The organism is Paenibacillus sp. 1781tsa1 (genome assembly GCF_024159265.1).
Taxonomy (GTDB): Bacteria; Bacillota; Bacilli; order Paenibacillales; family Paenibacillaceae; genus Paenibacillus.
Genome location: NZ_JAMYWY010000001.1, coordinates 1,114,592 through 1,137,981, shown reverse-complemented (window position 1 = coordinate 1,137,981; position 23,390 = coordinate 1,114,592). Strand labels below are relative to the sequence as shown.

Sequence of the window (23,390 nt, the reverse complement as noted above, 5' to 3'; positions counted from 1 at the left end):
TCCTCTATTCTGTTATGGTTGGTTGATTGAATTGATCATACGCTTTGGCCATTTCCTGGTACGCCTGCTTGATGTCAGGCTGATTATTCAATTGGTCCACGTAGGCTCTGAACTGTTCCACACTGGTTTGGCCGACAATTGTCCGGGTTAGCATGGAGCTGTACTCGTCTGAATATTTGGGCCACGTCTCTCTCCATGCTTCGGATGTGATGACTCGGTAGAAATCAATCTTGCCTATCTCATCAAAATTCTCGACTTCCTTAATTTTGGCATCATTATAAGCCTTATCGCCAGAAGCGCTGATGACCTTGCCCCACTTGGCGTAAGCGAGCACGCCTGCCCCTTTGCTGGTCGTATTTACTTCCTTAACTCCCTGTTCGGTCAGAACTTTCTGTCCGTCCTGTTCCGTATAATGAACACCTTCAATTCCATAGTAGGAGAAATCCGTCATTTCCTGAGAAGCCGTCATGTCAAAATACTTCAGAAGCTGCTTCACCTTTTCTTCCGGGACCTTTTTCGAAATGTAGAACCCACCCGCTACGCCTGTCTCTAACCCGACAGCAGCGTCTCCATTTGGACCCGTCAGAGATAGATTCAGAATCTTCGCATCCGGTTGGCCGGATTTCTTCATGGCCTGCTCCCATTCGTGATCCCACCAGATTGGACGTCCATAGGAAGCGGCCCGATTGGTCTTGAAGAGTTCCTCAGCCTGGCTTTCTTTCATGACGGCATACTCTTTCGATAACAATCCATCCGCATATAGTTCACGGAACCACTCGATCATCTCGATATACTGAGGTGTTAGGCCAGGACTCATTAATCCGCCGTCTTTATCATAGGTAGGATTATAAGCTCCGAATCCCGCCTGGAACGTTGCTGGTGGATTGTTGATGAACAATAAGCCGACGGTATCCTTTTTCCCATTACCATCCATGTCACTATCCACGAGCTTTTCAAGACTTCCCTATACTCTTCGAATGTCTTGGGAATTGGCAGGTTCAGCTTCTTCAGCCAGTCCTCCCGAATCTTCAGTCCGCCATCAATACGAGAACGGGAGCGCGGAACCGCGTAGATTCCACCATCCACTGTCAGATATTTCAGAGCATCAGGCGCCAGATTCTCCTTGAGATTCGGATATTCGCTAAGGTCACCAAGGAAAGGTGTCAGATCCCAGAAGGCACCATTCTGAATGGCCGTAATCAGCGTTGGACGAATCTGATTCTGGTAGGCCACCACTTCGGGCAGATCACCCGACGCGAGCAGCAGATCCAGCTTCGTATCCAGATCCCCCGACGGTACCCATTCGATGTCCAACTTGGCGTTCGTTCGTTTCTCCCATTCGGTCCAATATTCATTGTCCATATCGGGAATCTCATTGTATAAACCTGCAAACATCTTGATATTCAGTGTCTCATCTCCCCCAGATTCCCCTGTACCTGGATTAGTGGCTTCTCCCGACCCATTGCACCCGGCAAGCATGAAAACGGTCAAAAGAATGCAGAGCCAAGCCGTCCATCGTTTATTGAGCTTTTGCATTGTTATTTTCCTCCCCTAAAATCCTTTAGTAAGCGTTTGCATATTTATTTAATAAACATTTCGTTTATTCGCTTTGTAACCGTCACCCTTTGACCGAACCAATCATGACCCCTTTGGCAAAGTGCTTCTGCAAAAATGGATATACGATCAGGATCGGTACCATCGCCAGTACAATGGAAGCCATTCGAATGGTCTCCTGCGGCACAACACTTTCGTCACTGGCTCCCGCCTGAGCCACGGCGACTGAATTCGAATCGATTACAAGGGTTTTGATGAGTAATTGAAGCGTCCATTTGCTAGAATCGGATAGATAGATGAGTGCATTAAAATAGGCGTTCCAGTGTCCCACTGCAAAGAACAGTGTAAACGTCGCGATGGCTGGCATCGATAACGGGATTATGATGCGGATGAAGGCCGTCAGGTCACTGCATCCGTCAATCTGTGCCGCATCCTCCAATTCGGAGGGCAGCGATTCGAGAAAGCTTTTAATCACAATCAGGCTCCATGCATTCGTCAGTCCAGGCAGAATCATGGACCAATAGGAGTTCAACAGTCCCAATTCCTTAACAAGCAAGTAGTTGGGAATAATGCCAGCACTGAAGACCAAGGTGAAAATGACCAGCCCCATGATCCACTTATGACCGGGCAACGATTTCTTCGTTAAACCATAGGCCATCGTGAAAGATACGATAATATTCAGTATGGTGCCAACCACTGTAATAAACAACGTGCTTTTGAAAGCGTTCAGGAAGCTATTCGTTGATAAAATGTAACGATACGACTCCAGCGACCATTTCTCCGGAAAAAGATAAAACTTCAGTGGCACATACACTTTCGGATCGGTAAACGATACGCTGAACACGTACAGAAACGGGAAAATGCAGGCTAGCGAGATCAAGGCAACCAGGCTGTAATTGATCCAGTCAAAGAGTGTCAGACCTTTTTTCTGCACAACAAAGCTCATTTCTTATCCTCCTGTCCAAAAAGAACAACGACCCTCCGGGTTAATAGATTCCCTCGTGTCCAAGTCTTTTCACAATTTTGTTGGCAGCCACAATCAGAAACAATCCGACCAGACCTTTGAACAGTCCTACGGTAACTCCGATGCTGATCTTGCCTTGCAAAATGCCATACGTGTAGGAATACGTATCAAATACCTCCCCTACCGAGCGCACCAAGGGGTTCATCATCAGCAGGATCTGTTCAAAACCGGTATCCGCCATGCTCCCAAGGCGTAGAATGAGCAAAATGATAATGGTTGGCCGAATGGCTGGCAAGGTAATATGCCAGATCTGCCGGAAACGTCCGGCGCCATCCACAACCGCTGCTTCGTAACGCTGAGGATCGACCCCCGCCATCGCCGCAAGGAAAATGATTGTCCCCCAACCGGCTTCCTTCCACATGCTTTGGGCGGTAAGTAAACCCCAAAAATAATTCGGTTCGGATAAAAACGAAATCGTGTCTTTCCCACTCTGCGCAATCAGTTTGTTCACAATACCAACGTCGGTGGAGAGCAGGAAAAACGTCATGCTTGCAACAACAACCCATGACAGAAAATGCGGTAAATATACAATGGATTGATTGATGCGTTTGAACGTCTCATGCCGGATTTCATTCAGCATCAGCGCCATCAGGATCGGCAGTGGAAAATGAAACACCAGCGCGATTAGATTAATGGCGAGTGTATTGCGCAGCATGATATAAAAGTTGGAACTGCCAAACAGTTCATTGAAATGCTTAAAACCCACCCATTCACTGCTCGTAAATCCAAGGAATGGATTGTAATCCTGAAAGGCGAGAAGCAGTCCCCATAGAGGAACAACTTTGAATATTAAGAAATACAACAGCCCTGGTAGAATAAGTAAATATATCATCCGGTGTTTGTACATGCGCGATAGCAGACCGCCGGTTTGCAACTTGCCCGTCGAGCGATTTAACGTCTTTAGCTGAGTGTTCATCCGTCTAAGTCACCCCTCTCTTCGAAGCATGATCCACGTCAATAACAATGGCCTCATATCGTGCCAACATAGGGAGGTTAATCCTTGTTACACTTCCCTCTTGCTTGATGGGAACAGCCTTGGACGAACAGAGGGAGTATGCATGTACGGATGCGCCGATGTGGTTAAGTTCAATTGCAAGGTCATACAACGGTAACGCTTCCATATATGTCGTGCCATTAAAACCAGACAAGTTCAATAGTTGAACCAACAGGTTGCCATCTTCCATTCGATTCAGAAACAGCTCTACACTGGCTGGAAGGTCATTTCTCAATGAGCGTTCTCCAATGAAACGATTGAGTATATCCGTCACTGCATATTTGTGATCATCAAAACCGTGTCTGTAATACAACGTACCTGGATTCCAACTGTAATAAATGGCTGCCCCACGATCTACATATTGGGTGATCCCCAATCCGTAGCTCTCTCCCAACTGATGACCATAGGCCCGCTCCGGTGGACCAAAAGAGGCTGGTTCGATATAAGGCATACTTCGCTCTGTATGCGATGGATTGATGAACTGCATCCGCGAAAAACCGCCGCTGACCGTAATCCACTCCCTATCCTTCAGACTGGGAAAGAGATCGTTGTCCCCTACATGCAAGTAGGCAGCAGGCAGCATATCTACATCCCCTGAGTGGACAGCCCCAAACCATTCCTGCAAACATTCCACATCATTCTTGAAGGCATTGCCTGTAGCAAGCAGCGCTACTCCCTGACTTTGCACTTCATTTAATGCTTCTAATGTTAGTGGCTCAGGACGTTGCAACCCGGGCAAGATGACTACTTTCACTGCGGCGAGTTTATGCGCCATGGCTGCAATCTGTTCTTCCACGATGACATCAAACAGGATATGGGCTTCTTTTAACATTTTGAAAAGTCCTAGATATTCGATTCCCGCCCCAGCCGCTGACGGTTTGATCAAAATGACTTCTGCCATGGAAGCGAGATGTCCATAGATATGTTCATGGTCTGCATGATAGCGGAAGATACGCTGTGCCACGGCAAAGTTCCTTCGATCCGGATATCCCTCAAATGCGCCAATAATACAGAAGTCCAGCCCTGATCCGTTCGCGATATTCTGCAGTAACCGCACTTCGGTCTCATACGGCGAAACACCTGTGAACCGATAGGTCAGGTCGATGGCATTGATGCTGCAATTGCTGATCAACTTGTTATCCCAACTCTGTACGACAGAAGCTACATTTTCTGAAGCGGAGTACTGCCATAAAGGCAAAGCACGGGTAAGTGATGTGTTGGATTCCTTGCGAATGATATCGACCTGATGAGGATGGTAGGTGCTTATTGCCACATGAGGCCAGCGGGATTTGACCAAGTCATGGATTTTGCTCAGAATCTCTCTCGAAGTAAACTCCTGAAACTGAAGATACGCTGCATGCAGCTCATGCTCAGGCCCTGTATAGTCCAGTAGCTCACTCTCGCAGATCTCTTTGAAACGACGCTGACAATTGTCACAATAACAAGGACCATAATAGTTACCGCTGTAATCCCAGTGCTGATAACCAAACATATTGAAGAAAATACCGTCCACTGGATACTTCTCCAATACTTCCGTAATGGTTTCGAGTGATTTTTCCTGCTGATACGCACCGTTCAGACATGTATGCACAATGCCATAATAATTCACTTCTTGTCCTTCACGGTCACGATAGAACCATTCCGGGTTTGATTCAAACAAAGATTCATGGGCTTTGCTGAAATCAAAACGGGCAACAAACTTCATATCCAGCTCATGTGCCTTGGTGATGGCTTCCTCTAGTACATCCGTATGAAGATAAGGTGTGACGTATTGGTGCTCCAATGTGGAAGGATAGAAGGCAAAGATGCCTCCCGCATTCATCATCAACACATTGGCTTGAAACTCCTGAAGTTCTTTCATCAACAGGTCCACATTCATCCCCGCATCGATCTCACGAAGATTGTTCTGAATCAGGCGAAGCCGGTTCGAAGACCACCAGTTCATTCGCATCGTCCTCCTCTTGTCTCCGATGTACTTTAACCGTATACCTTGGATGACAGGCACAGTAGGGACATTTTTTGCAGAAATCGGTTAGGAAATATATGTCTGTTCTATAAGAGGAGATGTACAGCATTAAGGCATACATACCAGATATGGCAGACAATAATTGTCCGGTTGTTGCTTCTGCTGAATATTTTGATTCAAAAAAACTGAAAAAGGAATCAACTTCCTGTATGCTGTACAACCTAACGGAAACTTCCTTCATTGGAAAGGAGATTTCCATGAGTCGTGAAAAAGGTCAAATTACCATCTGGTTGTCCTTTTCCATCCTTTTATTAAGTGCAGGGCTCGTTTGCCATGTTTTGTCTGTTCCAGCGATACTCGAAGCTGGCGGCAGAGACGGCTGGTTGTCTGTCGTAGCCGCCGCTCCATTGTTCATGTTGTTTCTGTGTATGATGTATATCATCATTCGGCGGGTACGTGGTCAACGATTAACGGATTGGATTACCCGAGAATTCGGAGCCATTCCCTCCTGGACCTTTCGGGTCTCTGCTTCCATTCTGCTATTCACACTTGGCACACATACGTTGTACGAGACAACTAACTGGACCGTATCCACATATCTTCAATTCACGCCTCCTTATGTGTTGGCCGGTGGAGGAGCACTGGTTGCTGCGTGGGCGGCAGCCAAAGGCATACGCTCCATTGCGATGACTTCCAGTCTTCTACTGCCCTTTGTAGTTCTGCTCGGATATTTTGTAATGTCTGCCAATATGAAATATAAAGACTACAGTCTGCTGTTCCCGATTATGGAGAACGGGATGGGCCCCGTCTGGCGGGGCATGATCTATTCTCTTGCCGGACTTATGGAAATCTGGATTCTCATGCTGTTCCAACATGAAGTCAAAGGTAAAATTCGGTGGTGGTACGTTCTAATCCTCGGCTTGTTCATGCTTAGTATGGCGATTGGACCAACCATCGGAGCCATCGTAGAATTCGGTCCCGAAGAAGCAGCAAAACAACGGAACAGTCCCTATGAGCAATGGAAACTTGTGAATATAGGCAAGCTGCTGCAACACGTTGATTTTTTGTCCATCTATCAGTGGCTTAGTGGCTCCTTCGCAAGGGTGGCTATATCCATGTATCTCATCGTTGATCTGCTGAATTTTCGCAGGCCAAAAAAACGATATATCGCTATTCTCACCATCACCATCATGATGAGCCTCATGGCGATGCAATGGTGGCGCATTGATTACGTGGATTATTATGTAGACCATATTCAGTTCCCGGTCATGCTCGCCTATGTCTCAGTCGTTACAGTGATACTAACCATTGCTTCACTAATCCACAAAAAGGACAAGGAGGTTCCCGCTCATGCCGATCTCAACTCAGCCCAAGAATAATCCTACCGTTGAACCCTTTCGAATGAACGAGCATAACCTCAACACCTTTTTTGCCGGATCTGACGACGTCATCATTAATAGTCACATGATCGGGGAATCTCAGATGCAGATTCTTATGGTCTATTGCAGTGGTATGGTGGACAGTGAAGCGATCTATGATATTATTCTCCCGGAACTCAAACGTACGTATGAGCATACACATTTTGTCCATACGTCCGACATTGAAAAGTCCATCAGCCTCCAGTGGACCCGGATGGACCTGCAAGATCCGGCATTCGGAACGGAGCTGATGTCTCTTCGCGTTTTTGAAGGTCATATGTTGATCAGTATCCCTTCCCTGCAAGCCATGTGGAGTATTGATATATCTAACATTCCTACTCGGACACCGGAGGAATCCACCACCGAAGTTTCGATACGCGGGGCAAGGGATGGGTTCATTGAACCGCTTGCCGTGAATGTTGCCTTGATACGCATACGTCTACGCACAAACCAGCTGGCCTGTAACATCGAAATGATCGGTTCACGTTCTGCAACCAAGGTAGCCCTGATGTATATCAAGAATATTGCCAATCCGGAGCTGATCGAAGACGTCCAGGATCGGTTGCGCAAGATAGAAACTGAACGCATCCTGACTGCCAATGAACTGGAAGAATTGCTGTCCCCTTCGAAGATTACTTTGTTTCCCGTGACCCATTATACGGGCAGGCCTGACTTTGCGGCGGAATGTCTGCTGAACGGACGCTTTATCCTGATTGTGGACGGCAATCCCAGCGCCATTATTGGGCCAGTCAATCTGTTTCTTTTGCTCAAATCACCGGAAGATGCCAGCTTTCCCTTCTTAGCTGTCAACGTAGGGCGGATGCTGCGCTTTCTGGGTCTGATGATCACCGTGTTCCTGCCCGGATTCTATATTGCGCTGACATCCTTTCATATGGATCAGATTCCCTTTCCTCTAGTCGCCACGATATCGGTTGGACGGATGGGACTTCCTATGGAATCCGGAGTGGAGATGTTTCTCATTATGCTGCTGATGGAGCTATTCCGTGAGGCAGGGGTACGTTTGCCAAGTGCCATCGGCCAGACACTGACTGTCGTTGGAGGTCTGATTATCGGAGATTCGGCCATTCGTGCCGGGATGGTCTCTCCACTCATGATCGTCATCATCGCAGTCACTGTTGTAGCTGGAGCGACCATTGTAAACCAGGTCATGACCAGTTCCGTACTGATCCTGCGCTTCCTTTGTTTTGTCCTGGGGGCATCCCTCGGCATCTTTGGGTTCATCCTGTCATTGATTCTGTTCCTCATCTACTTGACCGATCTCAAATCATTTGGCATTCCGTATCTCACGCCGTTAACACCGCTTCATTTCAAACAAGCGATAGCTTCATTATTCAAACTGCCAAAAGGCCTGGGTAAACGCAGACCCGTCTATCTCGAAACCCAAGAACCCCGCAAGAAAGGGAACGGAAGATGAAGCGTTTGTTGCGGAGATGTACGCTGGGTCTGTTAAGCCTATCGATGTGTGTGATGACAAGCGGATGCTGGAGTGCTTTTGAGATTCAACAGGTAGACTACGCCAAAGCCTTTGGCATTGATTACAAAGACGGGATGTATCACCTGTATGTACAAACGCTTGATTTTGCAAGTGTCGCCAAAAGTGAAAGTTCAACCAAAAGTGCAGATACCCCACCTGTATGGGTCGGACATGCCGAAGGGAAAACCATGAGTCTGGCGCTGAACGAACTGTTCCGCACAGCTCAATTACACATGGCTTGGGGGCATGTGACAGCCATCGTCATGGCAGAAGGGGTGCTGACCAGCAAACATATCAAAGAAGTGTTCGATATGCTGGGACGGTTCCCAGAATCCCGTTATACGACCTGGGTCTACGGAACCCGCGAACCACTGGAGAAAATTCTCAGTGCAACGTCCATCTATAATATGTCGCCGCTGGATAGCATTCTTCATAATCCGCTCCCGACTTATATGGAAGAATCATTGTATCCGCCCGTGCTTAGCTTCAAGCTCATTGCAACGCATAATGATCCGGCTACCACGACGTATCTGCCCAGTATTGCATTGAACAATTCCCAATGGGCCGAGAACGAGAAGAAAAAGGATTTATTTCTAATCGAGGGGGCCTTTTTCGAAAAGACAGGCGTTGACTTTGAATACCTTCCACGCAGTCAGCTTCCCGGTTATCACTGGCTGATCAAGGACATGCGACGTGCTCCCTTGCTTGTGCAGAAGGATGGAACGATCTATGGGGCACTCAGTGTAGGTTTACCGAAGATCAAAATCAAACCTGTCATTCAGGGTGAAGAGGTCAAGTTCAATATTGATGCCCAATACCTAACTGCCCTGTATGAATATCTGGTGCCCACCTCTTATGAGGAGATGATCCAGATTAGTGAAGTGAAGTTGCGGGAACAGATTATGCAGACCTATCGTCACGGCCTTGAGCGTGGTGTGGATATTTACGGCCTTCAGGAGAAACTGTATCGCAAAAATCCGAAGCTGTGGCGCAAATTATCAAACAATGGTAGCAAGATGATGCTTACCGAAGACTCGATCCAGGATCTGAAAATCCATCTCACCATCCCGTATACAGGGAAATATAAACGGAAAGTCTAGTAAAAATGAGAAACACCCCTTGCCCGTATGAAACGACGGTTAAGGGGTGTTTGTGTTTTTACTTTTTAATAAGAGAAAATCTATCAGCAGCCAAAATTACAGATACCCTAATCTCCCCTCATTTCTTTAAAAACCAAATGTTAATCCTAAGTATTCGACTATAATCCACGAAGCAGGCCAAAGTAGTGGAACATGAACAACCCAGTATGGTGCTTTGTATCGTCCGTTCTCGTAACTAATCCCACAATAGAAAATTGCAAATAATACGCCCAAAGGATATGTAAAAAGAATTTTACCCAATAAATCACGAGAAGTATCGTATGTATGTGGAAACGGTGCAGCAAGAGACATACCCAGTCCGAAAAGAACTATAGGCCAAATTAACAAACTAATCCCATACAAAACTAAAAATAACAATAAATAATTGAACAACTTCTCATTCTTTCTCTTACTCATGTGCCCTCCTGATTTTCTTATCGTATCACTTAACTTAAGTAAGCTCACTACCTTTCGCTTTATTTACATGCATAATTACCAATTTACGGCTCATACTACCATAAGTAAAATATCGAAGGAGTGACAGCATGAGGTTAAATAATATCATCGCCGTTGGAGCTGTGTTAACTTGCTCAACTCTGTTATGGGGCTGTGGTAATGGCACCGCGAATAATGCATCCCAGCAACAGAATGACACCGTTCAATCGGAGAGTTGGAGCGATCCCAAACGACTGGAAGCTTCTCATCTCGAAGCGCTTGAGCGTATGGAGAAGGATCATATCCACCGAATGGTTTCCCTTAGTGCAAGTACAGATGGAGACAAAGTAATGACCATGCTTGAACGGTCTAGCCAAAAGCTGGAGGAGATGAGACCGCTCGCTGAAATGCTCCAGCATGAAGGACATCCCGCATTATTACAGCGAATTCAGGACATGTCAGGTGATATCCAAGGCTCCAAATCGGTCATTGCAGAGATGAAGAATTTGCCTCAGGATGGTAAAATTAAGATTCAATCCGAGAATTCCGACTCCCTGCATCACATCAGTAGCTTCCGCGATTACCACCAGTACATTCAGGGAAACGTACAATCTTTGAACAAGAATACTCCTGATTTACACTAAACAGTATCGGTTCTGTTTACCCAAGTGACTCATCCTGGTAAAAAAAATCATGGCTCTTTTGTCAGATCAGTTGCAATTCGTTACATGCTACAGGTTAGACAGCGACGAGTAATCCTGACCAACTCCCCTCACTGTCTAACCTTACTCTTCTGCTACTCACTCGCACCCAGATACGTCAGTAACGCCACAAGCGTCATCACAATAAAGATGTGAACCCATACGTTGGCCGCTCCATACGACATGTTGAAAAACCCCAAATAGCTAAAAGAATCGCCTCCGTAACTACCCATTTGGAATATGAGTAGCATGCACAGCAGAATACTGAACACGACCACGGTCAGCGCTCCGGCTTTTAACCTTCTATCCTCATCCATGCGAAAAATTAACAAAGTTCCAAATACGATCGCAATAAAAAACACAATAAATAACATACCTGAACGATCTCTCCTTATCTCTCTAGTTGTCAACTACTCTACCCATAGAGACACCCAGATGAACATGCTAAATAACAAGACTGGCGCAAGTGCACCTGTGGCTAGGATGATCCAAAGTGTCGCGGGTTTGATCCTTTGGCAGTATGCATCGACTTTGCGCATCCGGTCTTTGCGCCATTTGGCGAACCTGAGCTGTCTGACCATCCGACTCAGAACTTTTTGCCGCTGCTCACCCTCTTCGAATTCATCGATCGCACGCCGCAACTCCTCATATAATTGAGCCTCTTCCTGCCCAGCTACTGTAGGTGTAATCATCTGATCCTTCCTCCCATGAGAACATTATTGAGATACAGCCTCTCACTTATTTGAACCATCATCAATACGCCTGTATTCTAGTCACTACATTCCTAACTAAACCATTACTTAAATAACACATTACAGACCTTCAAGGTTTGAAGTTTTTTCAAAAATGGAATAACCCAAAAAGCCCGGGCATGGCCCGGACTTCGTTGAATCATATTAGAACTATTAATCTGACTACGTTTAGCCCGCGTTAGCGATTAATGCATTCAGGCATACCGCACCCTGCGCACGCACATTAACGACGATAATCGGCGTTTCCAGCATGTCGTGCATCCAGGACATATACTCTTCTACTTTTTCGTTTGGAAGGATCGTCAGAATAACCCCTGCGAATCCACCACCATGAATACGACAAGCGCCATCACCCAGGTTTTGCAGATAATTCTCGGTCAGTGCCAGCGCGATGCCAATCTCCTGTTCCTTCACAGCACCACTCTGATATACATTCTGCAGCCACTTCCATGACGAGTTACCGGACGCTGTAATCAGTTTCAAGAAATCAGCAAAACGTCCATCACGCAACGCCTGAACCTGACCATCCACACGATTATTTTCCTCCAGGAAATGAAGCGCACGCAGTACAGCACGATCCCCAGCCGCTTCACGAACCTTCTTGAGGTTGGTGTAGATTGCGTCTGCTGTAATTTCCCGAACATACTCATTGCCCAGCGCCTGAGCAACCGCTCTCATCTCATTGGGCACAGCCGCGTAATCTTCGGTTAGATCCGCATGGTTGCCACCTGTATTCACAATGACCAATGAGTACCCATTCTGTTGGAAATCCCACTGAACTGGCTCGATAACCGGCTGTGCAGGATTTTCGAAATCAATGGCAATCAGTCCGCCGTACGCACAAGCCATCTGATCCAGCAGACCGGAAGGTTTATTCCAATAATGGTTCTCTGCATACTGACCGATTTTGGCCAAAGTCACAACGTCCATTGCTCCATCATTATAAAAGTGATTCAAAATCGTACAGATCAGCATCTCGAATGACGCCGAAGAACTCACCCCTGATGCCGAGAACACGTTACTTGACAGGTACGCCTGGAAGCCACCTACCTTATATCCGAATTCTCCAAATCCTGCAGCCATACCGCGAATCAATGCTGTTGTGCCATCGTCTTCCGTATTTGGCGTGAGGTCCGTGAGATCGATTACATATTTCTTGTCATAACCTTCTGAGTAAAAGGTAATAACCGACTCCGCAGTTGGTGCTGCCACTGCAATCGTATCCAGCGTGATGCTGCCCGCCAGCACTTTACCATGGTTATGATCCGTGTGGTTGCCGCCAATCTCACTGCGTCCTGACGCGCTGAACAGCTTGCTTCCTTCTTGTGCGCCAAAGCACTCTTCGAACGTGGCGTTCAACTTCGTGTAACGTGCAGTCTGTTCCGCTACTTGTGACTGTCCATACATCTGGGCAAGCAACGCTTGGCCCTCCGTGGATTGGATCAGATTCAATGGTTGTGTCGTCATTAATAATCCTCCTATGGATGTGCAGCTTTTATTTTTGAGCTGTTGGTGAACATCGTTGTCGCATCTGTTTCATGCCTTATTCCTCTCCCATTATCTCAGCTTCACAGCGGAAAAGGTAGGGTAGAATTGAAAGTTTGTAAGCGTTTTGTGAAGTTATTTATTGTAAAAATAGGATTGAAAACCATTTTGCAATAACTTACATTGGTATGGAGTAAAAACACATTATTTCCCATTCTTATTATAGCTATGCTTTACATTTTATTGGTGGAGGGAACGATGAAAATCAAGTCGAACTATACCAAGTTATTTGGTGCATTTTCTCTTACATTTTTGGGTGATGGACTTACACTTGCTGCGGTTCCTTGGCTCATCTCCACACTTACAAGCGATACGCTGTATGCCTCTGTCACCATGACGGCACTTCGTTTACCCTGGCTACTATTCAGTCTGCCTGTAGGTGTCCTCATCGACCGTTACTCACGCAAACATATGCTGATTGGGGCAGGCTTTACTCGAATGATCCTTCTGCTTGGACTGACGTTATGCATCTGGGGAGGATGGGTGAGTATTCCGATTCTGGCACTGTTCATGTTTGGGATTGGCCTGAGCCGAGTTGTATTCGACAGTACAGTGCAGACGGTCATCCCTCAACTGGTAGATGAAAGTAAATTGGAGAAAGCGAATGGGCAGTTCACCGCCGGACAGTTAATCACAAGTGATATTCTTGGCGTTGCTCTGGGAGGGTTTATCATAACCCTGCATATTGTTTTTCCTTTTGCCATAGACGCCGTAACGGCTGTTATTGCTCTGCTCTTTTTGATCAGTTTGAAGGGAAACTTCTACCCAGGGGATACGGAAACAACCAAGAAGGAAGTTCGTCCGATGAAAAATTGGAAACGCGAGATGTGGTCCGGTATTCAATATGTCTATCATGATCGTTTTCTCCGCGGATTAGCCATTCTATCTGTCACCATTACGCTGATGTATTCGATCATTCTGGCTACTCAGATCTTTTTTGTACGCGATGTGCTTCAGTTGGATGCTTTTGCATTCGGTATTCTCATCTCCATTGCAACAATCGGCAGCATCGTGGGAAGCCAGGCTGTTGCTTATATGCGTAAGAAATGGAGTACAAAACAATTGATTATCTCCTCCATTTTGTGCATGGGAATCATCTACGGTGTGGTGGGTCTAACTACAAATGCATATATGGTAGGCGGACTGTACTTCTGTGCTGCATTTTTCATTATTGTCTACAATGTTACCCGTTCCTCCATCCTGCAACGTTCCGTTCCTAATGAGATGCTTGGCAGGGTTGGAAGTGTGTTTCGCTTTTTGTCCTTTGGCATTAGTGCCGTTGGTACGCTTCTCGGCGGATTATTGGTGCGGGTTAGTGAAACGACATTTGATCGCGTATTCTCGCTGCAACTCCCTTATCTCTTGCTAAGCTTGATCTATATCCTGTCTGGTCTGATATTCGCAATGAAGATCAAGAATCATTCTGAGAGCCAGCAGCGTAACATCAACGCTTGACTGTAACGTAAGGTCATACTTGATAATGATCTCAAGCTTACATGAAGGAGAGATTAAGGATGAAGATTACCGCGTTACGCTCAGATCAAATCTATGAGGAGATCATCCAGGCTGCACACGATGAGAAATTGGAGTTATACCGCGAGCGAATGATGGGTCCCTTTATGAACAAATGGAACATACAACAGATCCCGTTTCGATCTCAAGAGCCTAATGGCTTCGACGTGATCATGATGAATAATTTTATGAATATCGCTCCCGCAGATATCACACCTGAGATTAACGAATCGTTAGCTGCGATCTCGTCTGAATCATTTTGGCAACAGTGTCATGAAGCTGTTCGTACGAGCCTATCCACCTTTATAGAGCACGGAATTGAGCTATCGGTCTCCGAATATCTATATACGATTTTATTGGGTAATAAGAACAGCCCTTCACTGACCATGAACGAAGGTATCAGCGGAGACGGTGGAATCCCCGGTTACATTATTGCGAACCTAATCCCGAGTAGATATACTCTACCTCGTATGCAATCCGTTTTAGCCCATGAATGCAATCATAACGTGAGGTATCAATATATCCAGTGGAATCCACAGATTACGCTTGGCGAGATGGTTGTTAGCGAGGGGCTGGCCGAGAGCTTTGCGACAGCCCTGTATGGAGAAGAACTGCTAGGACCCTGGGTAGCCAAAACGGATATGGAGACTTTGAATAACGTTATCAAGCCGAAAATGAAAGATCAGCTGCATGTCACTGGTTTTGACCAAATTAATCCGTATCTATACGGCGATGAACTTGCCACACTGCAAAATTTCACCCCCGTAGGTATGCCCTATGCGGCTGGTTATGCCTGCGGTTATCACCTAATCCAATATTATCTGACCAAAACAGGTACACCGATTACCGAAGCAACCATCACTCCGGCAAGTGTTATCCTTGCTGAAACAAAGGACTTTTGGAATGAAGACACCCTATTTCACCGTTAAAGATATTATTCAGATCACAGGCATCACCAAACGCGCATTACATTATTACGATAAAAGAGATCTATTAAAACCGAGCAAAGTCGAGGACAATGGCTATCGGTATTACGATCAAGAGGCACTCGGGAATCTGCAAATGATTCTGTTGTTCAAAGAAATGAATTTCCCATTGAAAGAAATTGCAGCCATGATGCAACTTTCCAAAGAAGAACAAAAAGATATCCTAAGAGAGCATCGTAGTACACTCGTTCAACGTAAACAAAAGCTTGAAACCATCATCGACCAGCTGGACGAGTATGTGGATGGGACGGATATCTCTCATCTTAATCTATTTGATGACTCTTCCATCCTGTCCATTCAAGAACAGTATGAATCTGAGGCAAAGTTTGTCTATGGAGATACCAAGAAATATCAGGAATTTGAAGCTAATGTGAGCGAGCTGTCTGTGGAAGAGCAAGAAAAAGCCTACCAGCAGTTCTCGATCAACATGGAGCAGGTATTTCGGGAAATGGCGAAGCATCAGGATCGGTCCCCTGCTTCTCGTGAGGTACAAGCGTTAGTGCGTAAATGGAAGAGTTGTCTGGAGCAGTTTATGGTCTGTGATATTGAGATTCTGAGGTGTATTGCTGAAGCCTATACGACGAATCGTCGCTATGCGGGTTATTTTGATCAGTTTGGTAGTGAGGAATTTTTGAGGTTTTTGTATCAAGCGATTGTGGTTTATGTGGATGGTGGGGAAAAGTGATTTAGTGTGAATTGAGAATTCATCACTAAAAGAAATAAATGTATGAACCAGGCTCAGGAGGTAACTTGATGCAAATGTTTCTTCATATGGCTATACACTTGATTACGGGTGGAACGATTCTATTAATTTTTCTAAATAAGCGGTTATCTCTTACTAAAGACTATATAATTACTTTTGTTTTGGGATCTATTATTGCTATCACTCCTGACATCACTAAGTATTTTGGTGATATATTGTTACATTCTCTTGCTACGGCCCCCTTAATTGGAGCTGCATATGGCTGGATCATCTATAAAACCTTAAACGTTCGGTTCTTCTGGGCATGGATAAGTACGATGGCCACATTATTCATTGGGCATCTTCTTATAGACCTTCTTGGTAATGGAATTAATCTGTTCTATCCTTTTATGAACCAAGAACAGAATTTCGCGATCTTGGGATCAAATAATGAACTCATCATTTCTGCGTTGTTAACCATTGCCACTACAATCACATTAATTTACAAAAAAGTTAAACCACTTGCAATAGTCTCATTAGTATTAGCAGCTTCATTTGTTGTAAGTTTAGGAATTTCTAATGCAATAATAAGTTATTCTTTGCAACAACGTTACTCCTTTAATGATCCACAATATATTATCGTCTATCCGGATAACACCCCATTTCACTGGAACTATTACGTAAGAATTGATGAACTCACTATTATTTCCGGCAAGGGGAGCTATTTCACAGTGACAAAATAATCCCGGACGCATGATGCATCCGGGTGATCAGTTCATCTGCCAAGTGATCTGTAATGAGTTGCGTTTAACATTAAGCTTCGTCCACATCGATCAGATACACCCGTTCCTGGAATCCACCACGCTCCTCAGCTTTGCCAGCTCTCAGCTTATCCAACTGTTTCGCATTCGCACCATGCACCTCCGCCAGCGCCCGGATCACTTCGAGCATGTCTACCAATTCTTCCAGAGCTTCCTGCACTCAAATACTCATCCGATTCTTCTTGCAGCTTCGTTCTTAGCTCTTGCTTATACTCCTCCGGGTCCAGAATGCGTGTACGACATTCCTTACCACTGGATGTGATAATATGCGAAATCTTGTCCCGCACCAATTTTTTATATGTAGGCATGTGGTAAAACATCCTTTCTGCTGTGAGAGCTTTCGAGCCTCGATCCAGAATCCTCCTGTTGCCATTGTACAAGTACAAGTTGCTATGTGGATGAAAGGGTTGATTTAGTAGAAAATGATCAACAAACACACTAACGGGCACGACGTCAACAAGGCCGCTGTCAAACTGATCTGTGCCGCGACTCGTCCTCCGGTAAACTCTTGCCGTGAAAAGAACATCCAGATCGAGAGGTACGTAGCGCCTAGTGGGAATGAAATAATCCCGCTAAACGTACTCGGTTCCATATACCCAGTCATCATGCTTTTACCAATTAGGATTAGAGTAACCAATTCCAATATAGATAATATGAAAAACGCGATAGCAATTACTCTTTTCAAAATGTACACCTACTTTCCAGATGCAAAGCATAGAGCATCCTTTTTAATCTCTGCATCATTTATCCTTTATTTGGATGATTCCATCTTGTAAGCGTAACACAGATAAATCAAACATTTAACCCAAATAATTAATTAAGAAAACATCTTACTCTGATGAATCATCCTTCAATCGAGTGGCTAACTCATCCAATATCTCTTCTGTTCGTTGAAGAAGCTTTTCGATGTTGTTTAGTTGTATTGGTTGGTCATACGGGTAATCTGCTAGGGAAAAAATATGTTGTATCGTGCCGATGAACAAAGCGATATCCAATCCGGGTTCAGTGTCCGTATGCACTATAGGCAAGATTTCATTCATGGTGAGTTCCTTGGGTGGATGTACTGCATGATACTTATAGATATATAGCGCCTTGATCATAGAGGCTAGAGCCCAATCGCATAGAATCAAGCAGGCTTTAAACTGATGGTGATTACGCATGATGGCTGCAAGTTTGAGGTGATACATAGGATGGTGGTGATAGTCCAATATTGTAGTATGTAGCATGTGGTAAGCAGGAGCATGATTGGACTCGGCTGGCATGAAGTTATCATGGTCTTGCAAACGTGGGGTAAAATCTACTTGGTGATTACAATGTGCTTCTATGGACCAATTTCTTGCCATTGTCATCCCTCCAAAGAGTTAATACCAGTTATACACATCCGGGTCCAGCGCCGAAATTTCCTGTCTGGTGATAGTGTTGATAAGCTGTTCATATATGCCTTGTTTCATGAATGTACCTCGTGTGGGTGTAGGATGGTTGTGGATCGTTCTCTATGTATATGGTGAGCTAAATAGTTGGCATAGGTAAGTTATTACTTCTATTCTATTATCTTCCATCATGGGGAAAATTTCATTAGTTGTTTTGATACAAAAAAGGAGTTCTCCCTATGACAGGATCGCCCCTTTTTGAATATCATCGTATTATGCCTTACAAACCATCTGAATACATCAACTTATCAATGTCTAAGTTATTTGTCCGATCTGAGTACAGGATGCGCAAACGTGGTTGTCCTTGGTATCGATCTAGATAAAGCGCAACTTCTGTTCGCTTATTATTGATTACCCACCGTGATTTAAACATAATGTTCCCCATACTCAGGTCCAATGCGTCATCGTTCGTTAGACCAGACTCTGCACCAATGATGTATTTATCAGTCGAATTGGTAGGTTTACCGTATTTGTCTTCCAAGGCATCTTTGATGCCATAGTATGTGTTCATTTTATCTCTAGAAGTCGAAAGCGTGTTCCCCTTCACTTCGTAGATAGTACGAACCAGTTTGTTCTTGTAGAACAAGTAAGATAACTCTGCAGATGTTGAGGAGACCGACGAACTGTATGTAAGGTATGAAAAATGGTTAACACTTCCTGATTCAATCAGTTTGTCCTTTTCTAGTTTCTTGATTTGTTTAGTGTTCATGCCCCACTTTACATTGCGAAAGTCTGCTTTCGAAGCAGCAGATGCGGAAAGTGGTAAGATCGCGATCGCTACCATGACCAAAGCAATGAACATTAGAGAAATTTTCCTCATACGTCAACTCCTTATTGTATTTTTCATAATTATAGCACGGAATTATTTGTTTGGATAAAACAGCAAATAGCACTTCTACTTACGAGCTGGTAGAAGTGCCTGAATCTTAATTATTGTGCTTAAGTTAAATGTTTTTGGATCTATATAGCACCAATCATTATTGTAGGATGCCTTTATCTTTTTCATATCATCCAAATTGTAAAACCAATCTTCTTCAATCCATACTCTTGCATCGGGAAACTCGCTCTGAAAAGCAAAAAGGAATTTAAATAACAGATCCTCATTATCATCAAAGTCATCAGAAACTACTGCTTTAAAATATTCATTTTACGTATCATCCCATTCATAAGTAACGGTTTGAAATTCATAAGGTTCATCATATACACTAAAGCTAAGGGTCCTTGAATAATTCTCCTTAAATGGCGTGTCGCTTATATATAGTCGAGTATATTTTAATGTACCTTCGCTATCGTAAGTTTCTTCATCATTTCAAAGAATAGTTTCTCTTTTATACATATATTATTAATAGTACTCAATAAATCACTTGCTGACGTGCTTTCTCCACGTTTAAATAATAAAAACGATGACATTCCCATTATTTCAATACCCCTCGACTATGTCTAATCCCTAGTAAAACCTCGTTATTTTCAAATATATAAAATTAGACAATTTTTTTACTGCACCAGTTCGGATCATATGGCATCTGACTTAATTTCAAGATATCGTCAGCTGTGTAATACCACTCAGCATCATCAAACCATAAGTAATCTTCCCTATTATGTTGAAAATACTCTACTACAAACCTATAAATAAACTCATATTCATGATTAATATTTACAATATCCACTGCCCAAAAGTAATCTGTTGAATGGGTGAGCCACGTAAAACTATCATATGAATCTTCGACAACTTTATTAACGTTAAAAGTGAAGTATCTGATCGTTTCTTCATCATCAGTATTTGAAAGGGTCTCCTCATTTACTTCAGATAGTGTGCCTTCTGCAGATTGAAAGTTGTTATCTGGATCAAGATCAACTGATAAATGAAAACAATACATATTCGCTCTCTGTGCTGCATGCTTAAAGTTCTCAAGAGTCTGCTCCGGAGAATAATTTGTGATTTTTTTTAGAATGACTACTGAACTCATTTACTGATAACCTCCTTCAATTCCTCTAATGAGCTAATTAATTTTATATTCCGATCTTTTAATTTTTCAACTAAATCAGACTGAGTTTTATTTTTCACAGTTACATCTTCAATGTAATATATAACTTCTCGATTGTCATAGTTAAAATAATTTTTATTTGATGGATTGATCAACTTATCCAGTTGCTTTTCATCTAAGGCACTTAAAGACTTCTTAACTTCAATAATATGCGATTCTGTCAGAATATCGATATCGCCTGCTTTTAATTTATTTTGCAATTTCAACTCTATACCTGTACCTTCTAATCTACCAGTCTCTCTTATAGTTTCTGCCACTCGCCCCTCTAAAATATCACCAGGTTTTGAGCTTCTTAAATTTTTTTCGATAATTGCATCTATGTCCTTAGGACCTTGATTAGTCCAAGATATTTCATTTCCAAATGAATTTGTGTATGTGGTTTTAGTGCCATCCGTTCTTAACCTTCCATCATGGTTCAGACTATTTCCCTCACTCTTCTCCTTCTTACCTTCCACTGCTCCACCCGATTCATTGTGATCCTTCGAGTGCAAGGCTTTGCCAAAGAGAAAATAGGAGAAAGCTTGGCCTAACATGGCACCTTTATAATAACCCGACTTATCCTCATCGATCTGCTTCTTCTGCTCTTCTACAAATTGCTCTATATCAGATCTCGCCGTTCCCGTACCCCAAGCGGTATCCCATGCAAACTGAATACCCCGCCCAACGTCCACAACTTTGCCCACTGTCATGGCATATGCCACACTGCTTAATGTACTGAACGGGTTAGAGAAGAAAGCTTCTGCCGTCTGGCCCATTCCCGTTATTGTTTCTCCTACTGATTTATCAAGCAACCCTACAGCGAAATTTCGCTTTAGTTCCTCTGGAATGTACAGCGCAACCTCACCTGAGCCGTCCGTTGTTCTAAAGTTTTTTGCGATAAACGTAAACTCTTTCTGGATTTCGTCCAACAGCCCGAGTGTAGTCGGGAACACTTCTTTTGCCTGCATAAAATCCCAGAAGAAACGCTCTCCGGTCACACCCGACCAATCGGATTGCAACATATAGATGGATTTCTCAAGTTCCCAGACCATTCGCTCCAATTCCTGTTTCTTCTGCTGGACCAATCGAGCTTTCTCGTCCAACACATCGGGATGTACCTGAATACGTTGCATCCTATCTTCACCGCCAACCTGACCATAGTTTATGTACCTAAATTTTAACAAGTGAGAGTGAGGATTGGAATCAAACGGAAGGATCATTTCCTCAGAGGTTATCCGGTAGTTGGGCAATATCCTTGGGTAACCATTTTTGCACATTCATGCATGAATAAATACCGTTATGTCGACGAGAGTCTTGTACAAAAAGAACGACTTCTACCCTCAGATAGAAGTCGCACAAGATAACGATACAGTAGGATTAAATCTTCTTTAAGACACTACAAATTGTACAACAATTGGTGTCCCATCATTTAATGCATCTCCACCGGGAATTGTAATTGTAGTAGTCGTAGCCGAGGATGTATCTGCTGTTTGCATAAGACCATTAATATAAAGATTGTAGTAGTTGTAGGTGCCTGGGAATGCAGTTGCAGCTACACCCGCATCATTTGTAAAAGCGGTCGCAGCAATCGCAAACGTTGCTCCAGTCCCGGTTCCATCACCAATGGTTGCAGCAAATCTCAAACTGTTCTGAAATGGTGTCACGAGTGGCATGTTTCTCACCTCCTACCTGACATAGTATATGTGGTAGATTCGAGCGCAGTGAGGGCAAAGGAACCAGGTTTTAAAACCATTTTTAACCATTTATGATATTGGTTGTTATTATAATAACCTCGATAATAATAGGTGTCCCTGCAAAGATCACACCGCTTTGTGACGAAAACAACAACCTCTCCGCACTTACACTGTATGAGTTTCCTGGTTGGACGATCCCGTTGATATAAAGATTGTTGAAACTAGTAAGTCCAACCCCGGCAAATTCGGTTATGCTGCCGCCCTCGTCATTTGTGAATTCTGTGGCAGGAATTGTAACTGAGGCCGACAAATCCAGATCGGTGTCAGGAAAATAGAAGTAACGGTTTGCCGTAGGGATGATTTCAATTCCGGGTATGGTACCCGGCGGACCTTGCTCACCTGGAGGCCCCGTTGGTCCTTGCGCTCCGGGAGTTCCCGGTTGGCCCGGTTCACCCTGAGGGCCTGCTGGGCCTTGCGCTCCGGGGAGCCCCGGTTGGCCCGGCTCACCCTGAGGGCCTGCGGGACCCTGTGCTCCGGGGAGCCCCGGTTGACCCCGTTCACCTTGAGGGCCTGCGGGGCCTTGCGCTCCGGGAGCTCCCGGTTGACCCGGTTCACCCTGAGGACCAGGGAGACCCTGCGCTCCGGGAACTCCCTGTTGACCCGGCCCGCCGTGAGGGCCTGCGGGACCCTGTGCTCCGTGAACTCCAGGTTGCCCCGGCTCGCCGTAAGATCCCGCGGTGCCTTGGGCACCTGCAACACCTTGCGTTCCAGGGAGAATCACAGTCTTCAACTCATGTTGTCTCAATGGAGTGAGCAGTGGGCCAGGCTCACAACATACCTGGTTGTTGCCTCCCCCTCTCGGTAATGCAATGACTTTTTTGTCACGGGCCATTTTCTGCGATCTTACTGGACGCTTCAGGGAGCGGTACTTTCTTCGGCACACTTTACGAATCATCTTATATTTCCGTTTTCGTGGAATTTTGGTTTTGTATTTTAATCTAGCACGTCTGAGCCTTAATTTGTTGAGGGTAGCTGTCCTCTTGTTCAGATTCTTCAAAATAGTCACTCTCCTTAGGCCGATGCACATAGTGTGTATGCCCTATGTATATGTCAGTGGCACATTCGGAGAGTGTGCGAATAACTATGATGAAAGCCCATTAGCTCAAAAGACAACAGCCACTGCCATTAATTCTTTGCCTTGCCCATATGCTCCACGAA

23 protein-coding genes and 1 pseudogene are annotated in these 23,390 nt (G+C 44.6%); 8 read left to right on the top strand and 16 right to left on the bottom strand.

Annotated elements, in window-relative coordinates:
* Window positions 1-4: 4 nt before the first annotated feature.
* The 5 genes from NKT06_RS05045 to NKT06_RS05025 form a co-directional block, all read right to left on the bottom strand.
* Complete coding sequence (locus NKT06_RS05045) at window positions 5-898, bottom strand: type 2 periplasmic-binding domain-containing protein (protein ID WP_253430792.1); 894 nt, start codon at window positions 896-898, stop codon at window positions 5-7.
* A complete protein-coding gene (locus NKT06_RS05040; protein WP_253430789.1) occupies window positions 817-1,536 on the bottom strand; it encodes an extracellular solute-binding protein in 720 nt (239 codons plus the stop codon). The genes NKT06_RS05045 and NKT06_RS05040 overlap by 82 nt, the downstream gene beginning before the upstream one ends.
* An 82-nt stretch (window positions 1,537-1,618) precedes the next feature.
* On the bottom strand, window positions 1,619-2,500 hold the full coding sequence (locus tag NKT06_RS05035; protein ID WP_076332971.1) for a carbohydrate ABC transporter permease: 882 nt from the start codon (window positions 2,498-2,500) through the stop codon (window positions 1,619-1,621).
* 40 nt (window positions 2,501-2,540) lie between these two features.
* Window positions 2,541-3,494, bottom strand: coding sequence for an ABC transporter permease (locus NKT06_RS05030; protein WP_253430786.1), 954 nt, complete (start codon window positions 3,492-3,494; stop codon window positions 2,541-2,543).
* Window positions 3,495-3,498: 4 nt separating this feature from the next.
* Complete coding sequence (locus tag NKT06_RS05025; protein ID WP_253430784.1) at window positions 3,499-5,517, bottom strand: alpha-amylase family protein; 2,019 nt, start codon at window positions 5,515-5,517, stop codon at window positions 3,499-3,501.
* A gap of 278 nt (window positions 5,518-5,795) precedes the next feature.
* On the opposite strand from NKT06_RS05025, the gene NKT06_RS05020 reads away from it, so the two are divergent.
* Genes NKT06_RS05020 through NKT06_RS05010 form a run of 3 tightly spaced genes read left to right on the top strand, consistent with a single transcriptional unit; the run spans window position 5,796 to window position 9,551 of the window.
* Entirely contained in the window at window positions 5,796-6,917 is a 1,122-nt protein-coding gene (locus tag NKT06_RS05020) for an endospore germination permease (protein ID WP_253430781.1), read from the top strand.
* On the top strand, window positions 6,889-8,391 hold the full coding sequence (locus NKT06_RS05015; RefSeq protein WP_253430779.1) for a spore germination protein: 1,503 nt from the start codon (window positions 6,889-6,891) through the stop codon (window positions 8,389-8,391). Before NKT06_RS05020 ends, NKT06_RS05015 begins: the two co-directional genes overlap by 29 nt.
* Window positions 8,388-9,551: a Ger(x)C family spore germination protein gene (locus NKT06_RS05010; RefSeq protein WP_105600966.1), complete on the top strand. Its 1,164-nt coding sequence runs from the start codon at window positions 8,388-8,390 to the stop codon at window positions 9,549-9,551. The genes NKT06_RS05015 and NKT06_RS05010 overlap by 4 nt, the downstream gene beginning before the upstream one ends.
* 126 nt (window positions 9,552-9,677) lie before the next feature.
* On the opposite strand, the gene NKT06_RS05005 is transcribed toward NKT06_RS05010, so the two are convergent.
* Complete coding sequence (locus NKT06_RS05005) at window positions 9,678-10,007, bottom strand: hypothetical protein (protein ID WP_253430777.1); 330 nt, start codon at window positions 10,005-10,007, stop codon at window positions 9,678-9,680.
* A gap of 128 nt (window positions 10,008-10,135) precedes the next feature.
* Here NKT06_RS05005 and NKT06_RS05000 point away from each other — a divergent pair, with 128 nt between their 5' ends.
* The gene (locus NKT06_RS05000; RefSeq protein ID WP_253430774.1) at window positions 10,136-10,669 is read left to right on the top strand and encodes a hypothetical protein; all 534 of its coding nucleotides are present in this window, start codon (window positions 10,136-10,138) and stop codon (window positions 10,667-10,669) included.
* 152 nt (window positions 10,670-10,821) lie between these two features.
* Here the strand turns inward: NKT06_RS05000 and NKT06_RS04995 are convergent, their stop codons facing one another.
* From NKT06_RS04995 to NKT06_RS04985, 3 genes are all read right to left on the bottom strand, one after another.
* Window positions 10,822-11,100, bottom strand: a complete 279-nt coding sequence (locus NKT06_RS04995; RefSeq protein WP_253430771.1) for a hypothetical protein — start codon at window positions 11,098-11,100, stop codon at window positions 10,822-10,824.
* A 36-nt stretch (window positions 11,101-11,136) separates the two neighbouring features.
* Window positions 11,137-11,418 carry a hypothetical protein gene (locus tag NKT06_RS04990; RefSeq protein ID WP_253430768.1) on the bottom strand — a complete coding sequence of 94 codons (282 nt, stop codon included), beginning with the start codon at window positions 11,416-11,418 and terminating at the stop codon, window positions 11,137-11,139.
* Window positions 11,419-11,646: 228 nt separating this feature from the next.
* Window positions 11,647-12,945 (bottom strand): galactokinase, encoded by a 1,299-nt coding sequence (locus tag NKT06_RS04985; protein WP_253430765.1) that lies wholly within the window; start codon window positions 12,943-12,945, stop codon window positions 11,647-11,649.
* 276 nt (window positions 12,946-13,221) lie between these two features.
* Here NKT06_RS04985 and NKT06_RS04980 point away from each other — a divergent pair, with 276 nt between their 5' ends.
* From NKT06_RS04980 to NKT06_RS04965, 4 genes are all read left to right on the top strand, one after another.
* Window positions 13,222-14,478, top strand: coding sequence for an MFS transporter (locus NKT06_RS04980; RefSeq protein WP_253430763.1), 1,257 nt, complete (start codon window positions 13,222-13,224; stop codon window positions 14,476-14,478).
* Between the two features lie 59 nt (window positions 14,479-14,537).
* Window positions 14,538-15,464 carry a DUF2268 domain-containing putative Zn-dependent protease gene (locus NKT06_RS04975; protein WP_253430760.1) on the top strand — a complete coding sequence of 309 codons (927 nt, stop codon included), beginning with the start codon at window positions 14,538-14,540 and terminating at the stop codon, window positions 15,462-15,464.
* Window positions 15,439-16,206: a MerR family transcriptional regulator gene (locus NKT06_RS04970; RefSeq protein WP_253430757.1), complete on the top strand. Its 768-nt coding sequence runs from the start codon at window positions 15,439-15,441 to the stop codon at window positions 16,204-16,206. The genes NKT06_RS04975 and NKT06_RS04970 overlap by 26 nt, the downstream gene beginning before the upstream one ends.
* A 68-nt stretch (window positions 16,207-16,274) precedes the next feature.
* A complete protein-coding gene (locus NKT06_RS04965) occupies window positions 16,275-16,946 on the top strand; it encodes a metal-dependent hydrolase (RefSeq protein WP_253430754.1) in 672 nt (223 codons plus the stop codon).
* Window positions 16,947-17,016: 70 nt separating this feature from the next.
* On the opposite strand, the pseudogene NKT06_RS04960 reads toward NKT06_RS04965, so the two are convergent.
* The 7 genes and pseudogenes from NKT06_RS04960 to NKT06_RS31640 form a co-directional block, all read right to left on the bottom strand.
* A pseudogene (locus NKT06_RS04960) lies at window positions 17,017-17,332 on the bottom strand (nucleoside triphosphate pyrophosphohydrolase).
* A 522-nt stretch (window positions 17,333-17,854) separates the two neighbouring features.
* Entirely contained in the window at window positions 17,855-18,367 is a 513-nt protein-coding gene (locus NKT06_RS04955; RefSeq protein WP_253430752.1) for a hypothetical protein, read from the bottom strand.
* Window positions 18,368-18,674: 307 nt separating this feature from the next.
* Window positions 18,675-19,274 carry a hypothetical protein gene (locus NKT06_RS04950; RefSeq protein ID WP_253430750.1) on the bottom strand — a complete coding sequence of 200 codons (600 nt, stop codon included), beginning with the start codon at window positions 19,272-19,274 and terminating at the stop codon, window positions 18,675-18,677.
* A 661-nt stretch (window positions 19,275-19,935) separates the two neighbouring features.
* Complete coding sequence (locus NKT06_RS04945; protein WP_253430748.1) at window positions 19,936-20,421, bottom strand: hypothetical protein; 486 nt, start codon at window positions 20,419-20,421, stop codon at window positions 19,936-19,938.
* Window positions 20,418-21,611, bottom strand: coding sequence for a WXG100 family type VII secretion target (locus NKT06_RS04940; protein WP_253430746.1), 1,194 nt, complete (start codon window positions 21,609-21,611; stop codon window positions 20,418-20,420). Before NKT06_RS04940 ends, NKT06_RS04945 begins: the two co-directional genes overlap by 4 nt.
* 255 nt (window positions 21,612-21,866) lie before the next feature.
* Window positions 21,867-22,151: a DUF4183 domain-containing protein gene (locus tag NKT06_RS04935; protein ID WP_091034485.1), complete on the bottom strand. Its 285-nt coding sequence runs from the start codon at window positions 22,149-22,151 to the stop codon at window positions 21,867-21,869.
* Window positions 22,152-22,233: 82 nt separating this feature from the next.
* On the bottom strand, window positions 22,234-23,229 hold the full coding sequence (locus NKT06_RS31640) for a DUF4183 domain-containing protein (RefSeq protein WP_301289791.1): 996 nt from the start codon (window positions 23,227-23,229) through the stop codon (window positions 22,234-22,236).
* Between the last annotated feature and the right edge of the window lie 161 nt (window positions 23,230-23,390).